Below are 13,053 nucleotides of genomic sequence, written 5' to 3'. Positions count from 1 at the left end.
CGGGCGGGCCGGCGCCGAGGCTGGCGGTCACCGGGCGCGGCGCCCGGGGTGGGACGCTGCGGAGAGGACGAGCACGTTGGGAACCGTGGACCGAGGCCTGCTCGACTGGCTGGACGACGCCTCCGCCGAGCGCGGCCTGTACTACGCGGGCCGCCGGGAGGGCTGGGACTTCCGGTCCTACCGCGAACTGCGCGACCTGGTGCTGGCCACCGCCGCCGCCCTGCGGGCCCACGGTGTGCGGCACGGGGACGTGGTGGCGCTGGTGCAGCGCTCCGGCCCCGGCTTCGTCGCCACCTTCTTCGGCGCCCTCGCCGCCGGTGCCACGCCCTGCACCATCGCCCCGCCGTTCGCCTTCCAGCGGGCCGACGACTACGAGAGGCACGCCGCGCACCTCTTCGGTACCGTGCGGCCCCGGATCACCGTCTGCGACGACGAGTCGCAGGAACGCATCCGCAAGATCGCCGCCGTGACGGAGCTGCCGGAGCCGGTCGTCTTCGACCAGCTCGTCGCGGACGCCGAACCGCTCGGCGCACCGCTGACGCTGCCCGAGACCGCGCTGGTGCAGTTCACCTCCGGCTCCAGCGGCTTCTCCCGGGGAGTCCGGATCTCCGCCGACGCGCTGCGCGCCAACCTCGACGGGATGCGGCAGTGGCTGGGCTGCGCGCCGGAACTCCCCGCGGTCAGCTGGTTGCCCGTCCACCACGACATGGGCCTGGTCGGCTTCCTCCTCAACGTCGTGGTCACCGGCTTCGACGGGCACATGCTGCAGCCCGACGACTTCATCCGCTCCCCGCAGCGCTATCTGCGGCGGATCAGCGAGCGGCGGATCGCCATGACCGCCATGCCCAACTTCGGCCTGTCCTACATCCTGCGCCGGGTGCGGCCCGCCGACCTGGAGGGGCTGAGCTTCGACTCGCTGCGCTGCCTCATCATCGGCGCCGAGCGCATCGACCCGCGAGTGCTGGACGACGTCCACGCGCTGCTCGGGCCGCACGGCCTCGACCGCGGTGCGCTGCTGCCCGCCTACGGCAGCGCGGAGGCGACGCTCGCCGTGACCGGGCTGCCTCCGGGGGAGGGCTGGTCCGTCGGCGAGCCGTACGCCGGTGACGCCGCGTCCCTCGCCGGCACGGCGGTGGTCGGCTGCGGCCGGCCGCTGCGGGACCGTACGGTGGCCGTCGTCGGCGAGGACGGCGGGGAACTCCCCGAGGGCCAGGTCGGCGAGATCGTCGTCCGCGGGGTGTCCCTCGCCGACGGCTATGTCGGTGACGCCGGCACCGCCTCCGGCACCAGCCTCGGCGACCGGCTGCACACCGGCGACGCGGGGTTCCTGCGCGACGGGCAGCTGTTCGTCGTCGGGCGGCTCGGCGACGGGCTGAAGGTCAGCGGCAAGATGGTGTTCGCCGAGAGCCTGGAGACGCTGCTGCACCAGCGGGGCATCCCCGAGCGCCGGGTCGCGGTGCTGCTCGGTGTCCGCGACGGCGTACCGACCGGCGTGGCGGTCTTCGCCGGTGTCCGGGACGGCTGGCGGGAGATCGCCCACGAGGTGCTGTCGGAATGGCTCGGCGACGCGCAGCTGCTCGCCGTGGAGGTGCCGCGCGGCGGTATCGCCGTCACCTCCAGCGGCAAGCCCCGCCGCCGGGTGATCTGGAAGTCCCTGTGCACGGGCACGTACGACGACACCACCGGGCCGCTGGCCGCATCGCCGGACGCCTGAGGCGGACCGGCGCCTGCGGAGACGCGACTGCAGCTGGCGGCCGGGCGTGGGCGGGCGCGGCCCGGCATCGCGGGGTGCCGCCGCGCCCACCCGTGCCGCCCTGCGGCACGACTGTCTGCGGCTGGCGGGGCTTGCCCGCGGCTGCGTGATCGTCGCGGTGCAGCATGAGCGGACCCGCTGACATCGCTTCCACGGGGTTTCGCGGTCCCTCGCCGGCGGAAACCGATCCGTCCCGCGGCTCGTCCTGATGGGGAGACGGAACGGAAGGGGATCATGACGGATCGGGCGGTGGACGGCGGCACGGCGCCGACGGCGGCGGCGCGCCGACGGGTGCGGCGCCGGATCGGCGGATCCGCGCGGGGCCGGATCGGCGGATCCGCACCGGGCGAGCGGGGCCGGTCCGACCGGCATCCCGGCCGCAGCTTCCGGTACCCGGGCCGTTCCGCCCGGCATCCCGCCCGCAGCTCCCCGCACCCCGGCCGTTCCGCCCGGCACCCGGGCCGGTTCTCCGTGCACCGGGGACGGTTCTCCTGGCACCGGGGCCGGGTACTCGCCGCCCTCGCGGTGCTGACCGCCGCACTGCTGGTGTTCCACCGGGCGGTGCCCGGCACTCCGGGCCGCCTCGGCAGCCTGCTGGAGACGTTCCTGCCCTGGCTCGGCCTGGCCGTCCCGGTGCTGCTCGGGCTCGCGCTGCTGCGCCGTTCCGCCATAGCGCTGCCGGCCCTGCTGCTTCCGGCCGCGGCCTGGACCCACCTCTTCGCCGGGCTGCTGCTGCCCGCGGCACCGCCCGGCCCCCGCGACCTGACGGTCGTGCAGCACAACGTCGCCGACGACAACCCCGACCCGGCGGGCACGGCCCGCGACCTGGCCGCTGCCGGGCCCGATCTCATCGCGCTGCAGGAGCTGGTCCCCCCGGCCCTGGCGGTCTACGAGCGGACCCTCTCCGCCGACTACCCGTACCACGCGGTACGCGGCACCGTCGGGCTCTGGTCGAAGCACCCGCTCACCGAGGCCGTGGCGCTGGACATCCGGCCCGAGGGGATCGAGGGGGAGTGGAGCCGCGGACTGCGCACCCTGGTCGCCACCCCCCGCGGCGAGATCGCGGCCTACGTCGCACATCTGCCGTCGGTGCGGCTCGGCGCGGGCGGGCTCGCCTCCGGCCGGCGCGACGCGAGCGCCGCCCTGCTCGGCGAGGCCCTCGCCGCCGAGGGACAGACCCGGGTGATCCTGCTCGGCGACCTCAACGGCACCGTCGACGACCGCGGACTGGCCCCGCTGACCTCGCAGCTGAACACCGCGGAACGCGGGGTGGCGTTCAGTTTCCCGGCCGGCTTCCCGCTGGCCCGGATCGACCAGGTGATGGCCCGCGCGGCGACCGTCACTCAGGTACGCACCCTGCCCGCCACCGGCAGCGACCACCTGCCGGTCGCCGCCCGCATCACCCTCCCCTGACCGGCCCGGCCCGGCGGCCTCTCAGCCGGCCACCGGTGGCTCGCCGCCCGCCCTCGGGGGTTCGACGGTGCCGGGCCGGCTGCCCCTCCGTCCCACGTGGCGGGGAGACACCGGCCACAGGTGACTCCCCACGGAGGCCCTGCTCCGGTCACGCGTCAGTGGCCGCTGCTGACGTTGTTGCACGTGTTGCCGAAGGCCGGGTTGAACGCGCTGAGCTGGAGAGCGGAGAGGTCCTGGATGTCGCCTCCCGCGACGATGGAGCCGTTCTGGTCGGCCGCGGAACCGGTGTTGCCGCAGCTGTTCGACGGGTCGTGCCTGACATCCTGGAGCACGAATCCCGTCAGGAGCCCTGAGTTGTCGTGTGTGGAGACGTTGCCCCCAGCGTCGGCGAGGGCCGTTCCCGACCCCGCCGACGCAAGGGCCGCCACGGCCATGGCGGTGAGAGAGAACTGCTGGGACTTCTTCACGAATACCTCCTATTGACAGGCGACTCGCCGCGCTCAACGAAGGGCAGGCCCCTGGTTCTACTGCCCTGGTACCCGAAGCCACCGGTCGGCCGAAGAAGTACGATCCGACGGCGTAACGTCCCCATCCGGGAAAGCGTTGAACGGTGGTGGGGAGGTTTGTGCCGTGAGCATGTTCCGGAGGTCAGGAACACCGGTGTCACGGCCCGCCCTCGAAGGCCGCCATGGGACCCGCGGCCCGGGTGTCCTCCCCGGTCCCGGCCGGGCCCACCGCGGCCGACGCGGGCAGAGGCGCTCAGCGGACCGCGGCCATCGTCTCCACGCGGACCAGGTTCTCCGCGACGAGCAGCTCCTTGACCCGCTCGGACAGCATGCCCAGCTGCCGCAGCACATGGATGACCTGCTGGAACAGCAGCTGCCGGTAGGTGGCCATCATCGGATTGGTGCGCGCGAACCGCACCCCCAGCTCCACGTCGAGGTCCATGCGCTCCCACAACTCGCGCAGCATGAACCGGCGTGACATCAGCCGGATCGCCTCCAGCAGGAAGTCCTCCCGGTCCCGCAGCTCCGCCGCCGTCACCTGCTGGTACATGCCGGTCAGCGCGGTGACCCCGAACGCGATGTGCCGGGCCTCGTCGCTCGCCACCATCCGCGTGATCTGCCGGATCAGCGGATCGCCGAAGCCGCTGCTGGCCAGCCGCAGCCCGGTGATGGCCAGGCCCTCCATCACCACCTGCATCCCGAGGTAGACGATGTCCCAGCGGGACTCCGACAGCACGTCGTGCAGCAGGGTCCCCAGTCCCGGGTTGACCGGGTACACCACCCCGAGCTTCTCGTCGATGTACCGCGCGAACGCCTCCACGTGCCGGGCCTCGTCGGCGACCTGCGAGGCGGCGTACGTCTTGGCGTCCATGTCGGGCACGGTCTCCACCAGGCGGGCCGTGGTCACCAGCGCGCCCTGCTCGCCGTGCAGGAACTGGCTGCACATCCACGCCTGGTACTCCCAGCGGAACGCGGTGAGCAGCTCCTGGGGCACCGGACTGCCCTCGCCGACCACGAACGAGGCGAGCCTCGCCCCGTTCTCCTCGGTCAGTTCGGCACCGAAGTCGACGTCGTGGTCCCAGTCGATGTCGGTCGTGGCGTTCCACTGGGAGGCCTTGTTCTTCTCGTACAGGCTCCACACACGGCTGTCGCGCTTGCCGTAGTCCCAGTTCAGGCAGGCCCGGGTGAGGGTCTCCACCTCCAGCAGGTCCGCCTTGACGGATTCCAGGGTGAAGAACGTCGGGTCGGCTGCCTCGTCAGGAAGGGTGGTCATCGGTAAGGCGATCCCCTCGGGCACAAGAGCAGAACTGTCCCGGCGATCCTCACCGCCGCCCGCTCCGGCGGGCCAGGCAGGCGCCGGGCAACTGGGCGGCAGACGTGTTGCCGGTCGGGGTGCCTGGCCCCGCCGGTACCGGCCGCCCACGATGATCCCCGCGGGGCCACCGCCCCACCCGAGCCCCACCCGGGCTCCGGAACGCCGGCCGACGAGAGGAGCGGGATGCGAACCGATGCCGCCGCACGGTCCTCCCACACCGCGCACACCCCGGCGCGCGGTGTGGACAGTCCGTGGGTCGTCGGCCGGGTGAGCGCACCCGGCGCCCGCCTGAGGCTGGTCTGCCTGCCCCAGGCGGGGGGCAGCGCCGCGTCGTTCGCCCCCTGGCGGGTCATCCCGCCGCGCGGCATCGAACTGGCCACCGTCGAGCTGCCGGGCCGCGGGGTGCGCAGCGCCGAGCCGCTGCCCGGCACCCTCCGGGAACTGGCCGACGCCGTGCTCGACGGCATCGCCGGTGAACTCCGGCAGCCGTACGCGATCTTCGGTCACAGTTTCGGCGCCCTGCTCGGCTACGAACTGGCCCAGGGCATCCGCCGCAGCGGCCTCACCCCGCCCGCCGCACTGATCGTCTCCGCCTCCCGGGCCCCGCACCTCCCCGTGCGCAAGCGGATCTCCGACCGTCCCGACGAGGCCCTGCTCCACTGGCTGGAGGGGTTCGGCGGCTTTCCGCCCGAACTGCGCCGCTACCCCGCCTATCTGCGCTACGCCCTGCGCACCGTCCGCCGGGACCTGGCGCTGGCCGAGGCCTACACGGCACCCGGCCCGGCCCCGGCCGGCTGCCCGCTGCAGGTGCTCGGCGGCGCCGACGATCCGCTGGTGGGCCGGGAGGGGCTGGCGGAGTGGCGGGACTGTGCCGGGGACGACGCCTTCGGCCTGCGGATGCTGCCCGGCGGCCACGACTACCCGTTCGCCCACGCCGGGGACACCCTCGACGTGCTCACGCAGCTCCTCGACCAGCACGCCCGTCCGTCCCCCGCACGCAACGGCCCCTGACCCGCTGACCTGCTGACCCGCCGTTCCCCGTCCCCGCCGGCCCGATCCGCCCGGGCGCGCGCGTCGCCGTACGCGCCGCCGACCGCTTCCGGGAAGACCTCACAGTGAAGACCAACGACGACACGCAGAACCGCCGGCCGTCGCAGGCCGCGCCGCCGCAGGCCGGGAGCCGGTCTCCGGGAGCCGGGACCCCGTCGCCGATCGAGGCCGCCCTGCCGCTCACGCCGCTGCAGGAGGGCATGCTCTTCCACGCCCTCTACGACCCGGACGGCGCGGACGTCTACACCATCCAGGCCCCCTTCGAGCTGACCGGCGACCTGGACGCCGGGGCGCTCCGCTCGGCCTGCACGGACACCCTCGCCCGGCACACCGCACTGCGGGCGGGCTTCCGCGAGCGGGCGGGCGGACAGCCCGTCCAGCTGATCCGCCGCACTGCCGACGCGTCGTGGACCGAACTCGACCTCGCAGCGGACGAGGAGGGGGCGCGCCGCAGGAAGCTGGTCGCCTTCCTGGAGGAGGAGCGGCGCCGCCGCTTCGACATGGCCGACCCGCCGCTGATCCGGTTCGCCCTCGTCCGGCTCGCCGCCGACCGGTACGCGTTCGTCCTGACGTATCACCACATCCTGCTGGACGGCTGGTCGGTGCCGCTGGTCCTGGAGGACCTGTTCACCCGGTACCACCACCACGCGACGGGCACCCCCGCCGCCGACGGAGCGCCCCGCACTCCCCTCGCGCACTATCTGCGCTGGCTGTCCCGGCAGGACCGGGACGCCGCCGAGCGGGCCTGGGCCGAGGCGCTGGCGGGACTGGCCGATCCGACCCTCGTCGCGCCCGGCGCCGCCGAGGCGGGGGAGGGCGCACTGCCGGGCCTGACCCGCCTCACGCTGTCCGAGGAGACCACCCGGGCGCTTGAGCAGACCGCACGCCGGAACGGCCTCACGCTCAACTCCGTGGTGCAGGGCGCCTGGGCGCTGCTGCTGGCGCTGCTCACCGGCCGGGACGACGTGGTCTTCGGGCAGACGGTGCACGGCCGCCCGGCCGATCTGCCGGGCGCCGACCGGGTGGTCGGCCTGCTGATGAACACCGTGCCCGTACGGGTGCGGATCGACCCCGCCGAGCCGCTGGCCGCGCTGATCGCCCGGATCCAGGACGAGCAGCTCGCCCTCGCCCCGCACCAGCATCTGGCACTGGCCGCCGTCCGCCGGCTCGCCGGGTCCGACGGCCCGCTGTTCGACACCGCGACCAGCTTCGGCGACGCCCCGCTGGGCTGGGACGGCCTGCGGGACGCCGTTCCCGGACTGCGCGTCACGCCCCTGCGGGAGGCCGACGACGACCGGGAGCCGAACGGCTCCGGCCAGCCGGAGCGGCCTGCCGGCCCGGACAGGCCCGGGGCACCGGACGGAGCGGAGACGCCCGGAGCACCGGTGGTGCCGCCGGCGCCCGCCGTACCGGTGGGGCCGGGTGGTCCCGAGGTGTCCGGGGTACCGGGTCGAGCCGAGGCGCCCGGGATACCGGTGGGGCCCGGTGGTGCGGAGACACCACCCGGAGCGCCGGTGGGGCCCGGTGAATCGGACGGACCCGGGGGGCAGGAGATCACCGGTGCCACCCACTACCCCCTCAGTGTCGTCGCCCTCGCCGGACCCCGGCTGAGCCTCCATCTCAGCCACCGCACCGACCTGTTCGACGCCGACCGCATGGAGCTGATCGGCTCCCGTCTGCGGCTGCTGCTCGAGACCTTCGCCCGGGAGCCCGCCACCCCCGTGGCCCGGGTGCCCCTGCTGACCGCCGACGAACACCGGCAGATCGTCGAGGGCTGGGGCCGCGGCTCCGGCGAGCGTCCCGAACCCGCGCCGCTGACCCGCCGGTTCGCGGACCGGGTGCGGGCCACCCCGGGCGCCCCGGCCGTCGCCGACGCCGAACGCACCCTCACCTACCGCGAACTGGACGACGCCGCCGGCCGGCTGGCCCGGCTGCTCACCGAACGGGGCGTCGGACCCGGCGACCTGGTCGCCGTCGCCCTGCCCCGCGGCACCGACCTCGTCGTGGCGCTGCTCGCCGCGCTCAAGGCAGGCGCCGGATACGTCCCCGTCGACCCCGGCCACCCGGCGGAACGCATCGCCTTCGTGCTCGCCGACGCCGCTCCCGCCGCCGTCGTCGGCGCCGACGCGACCGATCCCGCCCTCGCCGGCCACCCGGCGCCCGTCCCGCTCCGCGACCCGGCCGTGCGTGCCACCCTGGCGGCCTACGACGGTCCCGCCCCGGACGCCGCGGTGCGGCCCGAGGACACCGCCTACGTGATCTACACCTCCGGGTCCACCGGCCGGCCCAAGGGCGTCGTGGTGGAACACCGCACCGTCGACGGCTATCTCGCCTTCGCCCGCGCCGCCTACCCGGGCCTGGCCGACCGGGCGCTGGTGCACTCGCCGCCGTCCTTCGACCTCACCGTCACCGGCATCCTCGGCCCGCTGACCGCCGGGGGTTCGGTCCGCCTCGGCGACCTCGACGACTTCGACACCCCGGCCGGCGCGGGCGACCGGCCCCCCGCGTTCGTCAAGGCCACCCCCAGCCATCTGCCGGTGCTCACCGCCGGTCCCGACCGGTGCTCGCCCACCGGCCAACTCGTCCTCGGCGGCGAGCAGCTGACCGGCGAGGCGCTCGCAGAATGGCGCGCGGCCCACCCCGAGGTGACGGTCGTCAACGAGTACGGCCCCACCGAGGCGACCGTGGGCTGCATGGAGTACCGCCTGGAGCCCGGCGACGCGCTGCCCACGGGCGCGGTGCCGATCGGCGGGCCCGTGCCCGCGGCCCGCCTCCACGTCCTGGACCCCTGGCTGCGCCCGGTCCCGCCGGGCATCGCCGGCGAGCTGTACATCGGCGGCGACGTCCTGGCCCGCGGCTACGCGGCCCGCCCCGCCCTGACCGCCGCCCGCTTCGTCGCGGACCCGTTCGGCGCGCCGGGCGCCCGGATGTACCGCACCGGTGACCTCGCCCGCTGGCGGCCCGACGGCACCATGGAGTACCTCGGGCGCACCGACGACCAGGTCAAGATCCGCGGCCACCGCATCGAGCTCGGCGAGATCGAGGCCGTGGTCGGCACCGACCCCGCGGTCGCCCAGGTCGCCGCCGCCGTACGCCGGGACCGGCGCGGCACCGGGCGCCTGGTGGCGTACGTGGTGGCCGCGCCCGGGGCCGACCTGGACGGCCTGCCGGACCGGATCGCCGGTCGGCTGCCCGCCTACATGGTGCCGGCCGCCTTCGTCCCCCTGACGAGCGTTCCGCTCACCCCCAACGGCAAGGTCGACCGGGCCGCCCTGCCCGCGCCCGGGCAGCGGGAGCCGGTGGTGGTCTCCGTACCGTCGGCGGGGGGTGCGGCGGTGTCGCTGGCGGGTCTGTTCGGGCAGGTGCTGGGGTTGGCGGCGGTGGGGGTCGAGGACGACTTCTTCGGTCTGGGTGGTGATTCGATCACGGTGATCCAGTTGGTGGCGCGGGCGCGTGAGGCGGGGGTGCGGTTGACGCCGAAGCAGGTGTTCGCGCACCGCACGCCCGCCGCGCTGGCCGCCCTGCTGGCGGAGGCCGGACCGGAGAGGTCCGGGACCGCGCCCGCCGAGCCCGCGCCCGCGAGGGCCGTGCCCGCACGGCCGTTCGCCGCCGCGGCCGGGGACACCGCCGCCGCCCCCGGCCTCGTCCCCGCCACCCCCGACGTCATCCCCGCCACCCCGATGATGCGGCGCCTGCGCGCCCACGGCGGCGGATACGACGCCTACCACCAGTCCACCCTGCTTCGCGTCCCGCCCGCCCTGGGCACCGAACGGCTCCGTACCGCCGTCGAGGCCGTGCTGGCCCGGCACCAGGCACTGCGCGGACGGCTGCGCGAGGACGGCTCCCTCGCCGTCGGGACCGCCCCGCACCATCCGCCGGGCGGCACCGTGCGCCGGGTCGACGTCTCGGATGTCCCGGACGCCGCCGGCCCCGACACCGAGCTGCGCCGCCGGATCGCCGACCGCGCCGCCGAGGACGCCGACGCCCTCGCCCCGCGCGACGGCACGATGCTCCGGGCCACCTGGTTCGACGCGGGCCCCGAGCGGCCGGGGCGGCTGCTCGTCACCATCCACCACCTGGCCGTGGACGCGGTGTCCTGGCACATCGTGCTCACCGACCTCTACACCGCCTGGCACGCCGCGGCCCCCGGCACCCCCGAGCCCCTCGACCCGTTCGACCCGGTCCCCGTACCGCTCGCCGAGTGGACCACCGCGCTGCACCGCGCCGCCCGCGAGGCCGACGTCCTCGCCGAACTGCCCCACTGGCAGCGCACCCTGGACGCCCCCGGCCTCGCCCTGACCGACGCGCCGCTGTCCCCGTCCCGGGACATCCACGCCACCGCCGCCGAGCTGCGCCTGACGCTGCCCGAGGACCTCACCGCCGCGCTGCTGACCACGGTGCCCGCCGCCCTCGGCACCCGCACCGACGCGATCCTGCTCACCGCGCTCGCCCTCGCGGCCGCCACCTGGCGCGGCCCCGTCGCCGGCCCCGTCGCCGGCCCCTCCGGCACGTCCGTACTCCTCGACCTCGAGGGCCACGGCCGGGAAGCCGTCGGAGCACTCGACGACCTGTCCGGCACCGTCGGCTGGCTCACCTCCCTCTACCCGGTGCGCCTCGACGCCGGCGTGCCCGACTGGACCCCGGACGACACCGCCGACCCCGCCGGCGACGCCCGCCTCGGCGACGCCGTACGCCGCGTCGCCGCCCAGCTCGGCGAGGTCCCCCGCCACGGCCTCGGCTACGGCCTGCTGCGCCACCTCAACCCGGAGACCGCGGCCGGACTGGCCGCCCGGCCCGAGCCCCAGCTCTGTTTCAACTACCTCGGCAGACAGGGCGGTCCGGCCGCGGTGCAGGACGCGGACTGGAGCGCGGCGCCCGAGGCGGACGCACTGCCTCTCGGCGCCGATCCGCGGATGCCGCTGACCCACGCCGTCGAGGTCAACGCCGCCGTGGAGGAAGGCCCGGACGGCCCACGCCTCGTCGCCCACTGGCTGTGGGCGCGGCGGCTGCTCACCGAGGCCGAGGCCGGGCGGCTCGCCGAGCTGTGGTTCGCGGCCCTGCGCGCCCTCGTCGCCCACGGCAGCGCCGGACCGGCCCGCGCCGCCCGGGAGGAGGCTGCCGAGCGCTCCCGGCTGACCGAGCGCCTCGGGCGGCCCGTCGAGCAGCTGCTGCCTCTGACGCCGATGCAGGAGGGACTGCTCTTCCACGCCCGCTACGACCGCCGCGACCTCGACGTCTACACCGTGCAGATCGCGCTGGAGACCCGCGGCCCACTGGACGTGGAGCGGTTCCGCGCCGCCTGTGACGCCCTGCTGGACCGGCACCCCATGCTCCGCGCGGCATTCCTGCAGCGCCGCTCGGGCGAACCGGTGCAGGCCGTCACCGCACACGTCCGGATGCCCTGGCAGCTGCACGACCTCACCGGCCTCGACCCGGACCAGCAGGACACCCGGCGCGCCGAACTGCTCGCCGCCGACCGGCACCGCCGCTTCGACCCCGCCGTGCCGCCGCTGATGCGCTGCACCGTGCTCGCGCTCGCCGCCGACCGGCACCAGCTGGTGCTGAGCACGCACCACCTGCTCGTCGACGGCTGGACCACCTCCCTGCTGCTGCGGGACCTGCTCGCGCTCTTCGACCGGGACGGCGACCCCGCCGGACTCCCCGCCCCCGGCCACTACCCGGACCATCTGCACCGGCTCGCCGCCCAGGACCGGGACGGGGCCCGCGCCGCCTGGGCCGCCGCGCTGGCCGGGCTCGACCGGCCGACCCTGGTGTGTCCCGGCCGCGACACCGCCCGCGTCCGCGCCCTGCCCGAACGCCTCACCGTCGAGCTGACCGAGACCGAGACCGCCGCCCTGCTGGAGGCCGCCCGCGGCCACGGCGTCACCCCGAACACCGTGGTCCGGCTGGCCTGGGCGCTGTGCCTGCACGACCTGACCGGAGAGCGGGACCTGGTCTTCGGCGCCACCGTCTCCGGCCGCGACGCCGAACTGCCGGACGTCGCCGAGACCGTCGGGCTGTTCATCAACACCGTGCCGGTGCGGGTGCGGCTGGACGCGGACGAGCCGGTCGGCGCCCTGCTGCGCCGCCTCCAGGGCGAGCAGGCGGCGCTGCTGCCGCACCTCCACCTCGCGCTGACCGAGGTGCGGCGGGCCGCCGGCCGGGGCGCGCTGTTCGACTCCTGCGTCGTCTTCGAGAACTTCCCCACCGCCGAGGCCTTCCCCAGCCCCGACGACGGGCTGCGGCTGACCGCCGTCAGCGGCGAGGACCCGTACCACTACCCGCTGAAGCTGATGGCCGCACCCGGCACCCGGTTCCGCCTGGAGCTCGGCCACCGTGCCGACCTGCTCCCCGCCGGCACCGGCACCCGGGTCGCCGCGCGCCTGCGCGAGCTGCTCACCGCACTCCCGCAGTCCCTCGCCGCCCCCACCGGCCGGCTGCTCGCGGACCCGGGAGAGCCCGCGGGGGAGCCCGGCCGCACCGCACGGCGGCTGTGCGACCTGGCCGCCGGGATCCTCGGCCGCGCCCGCGTCGGCGCCGACGACGACCTGTTCGACCTCGGCTGCGACTCGCTCACCGCACTGCGCCTGACCGGCCGTATCGAGGCCGAACTGGACCGCACCGTCGAGGTGTCCACCGTCTTCGGCCACCGCACACCCAGGGCCCTGGCCGCGGCGCTCACCGCAGCCGCACCGGCCGGGACCGGCACCGAGACCGGGACCGGCACCGAGACCGGGACCGGCACCGAGACCGGGGCCGCATCCGCAACCAGGAGTACGCCATGACCAACCCCTTCGACGACGAGAGCGGCACCTTCCACGTCCTCGTCAACGCCGAACGCCAGCACTGCCTGTGGCCCGCCTTCGCCCTGGTCCCGCCCGGCTGGGACGTCGTCGTCGCCGACAGCGACCGGCAGACCTGCCTCGACCACATCGAGCAGCACTGGACCGACATGCGACCGGCGAGCCTCGCCGACGTCTGACCGCATCCGCCCCGCCCGCCCCGCCTTCCCGCCC

At 75.5% G+C, this 13,053-nt stretch carries 7 protein-coding genes; 5 read left to right on the top strand and 2 right to left on the bottom strand.

Going from position 1 to position 13,053, the window contains the following annotated elements:
- The first annotated feature begins 85 nt into the window (after positions 1–85).
- A complete protein-coding gene (locus tag V5O46_RS20095) occupies positions 86–1,714 on the top strand; it encodes an AMP-binding protein (RefSeq protein WP_332886015.1) in 1,629 nt (542 codons plus the stop codon).
- 273 nt (positions 1,715–1,987) lie between these two features.
- A complete protein-coding gene (locus tag V5O46_RS20090) occupies positions 1,988–3,166 on the top strand; it encodes an endonuclease/exonuclease/phosphatase family protein (RefSeq protein ID WP_332886014.1) in 1,179 nt (392 codons plus the stop codon).
- A gap of 155 nt (positions 3,167–3,321) precedes the next feature.
- On the opposite strand, the gene V5O46_RS20085 is transcribed toward V5O46_RS20090, so the two are convergent.
- Together V5O46_RS20085 and V5O46_RS20080 are read right to left on the bottom strand one after the other, a co-directional pair.
- A complete protein-coding gene (locus V5O46_RS20085) occupies positions 3,322–3,633 on the bottom strand; it encodes a hypothetical protein (RefSeq protein WP_332886013.1) in 312 nt (103 codons plus the stop codon).
- A gap of 292 nt (positions 3,634–3,925) precedes the next feature.
- Positions 3,926–4,945 (bottom strand): diiron oxygenase, encoded by a 1,020-nt coding sequence (locus V5O46_RS20080; protein ID WP_332886012.1) that lies wholly within the window; start codon positions 4,943–4,945, stop codon positions 3,926–3,928.
- A 225-nt stretch (positions 4,946–5,170) separates the two neighbouring features.
- Here V5O46_RS20080 and V5O46_RS20075 point away from each other — a divergent pair, with 225 nt between their 5' ends.
- The 3 genes from V5O46_RS20075 (at position 5,171) to V5O46_RS20065 (ending at position 13,019) form a co-directional block, all read left to right on the top strand.
- On the top strand, positions 5,171–5,998 hold the full coding sequence (locus V5O46_RS20075) for a thioesterase II family protein (RefSeq protein ID WP_332886011.1): 828 nt from the start codon (positions 5,171–5,173) through the stop codon (positions 5,996–5,998).
- A gap of 104 nt (positions 5,999–6,102) precedes the next feature.
- On the top strand, positions 6,103–12,822 hold the full coding sequence (locus V5O46_RS20070; protein ID WP_332886010.1) for an amino acid adenylation domain-containing protein: 6,720 nt from the start codon (positions 6,103–6,105) through the stop codon (positions 12,820–12,822).
- Positions 12,819–13,019: an MbtH family protein gene (locus V5O46_RS20065; RefSeq protein ID WP_332886009.1), complete on the top strand. Its 201-nt coding sequence runs from the start codon at positions 12,819–12,821 to the stop codon at positions 13,017–13,019. The genes V5O46_RS20070 and V5O46_RS20065 overlap by 4 nt, the downstream gene beginning before the upstream one ends.
- The last annotated feature ends 34 nt before the right edge of the window (positions 13,020–13,053 follow it).

Source organism: Streptomyces poriticola (genome assembly GCF_036689765.1).
GTDB lineage: Bacteria > Actinomycetota > Actinomycetes > Streptomycetales > Streptomycetaceae > Streptomyces > Streptomyces poriticola.
The sequence above is the reverse complement of the archived record's forward strand: the minus strand, read 5'-3'. Positions and strand labels throughout refer to the sequence as shown.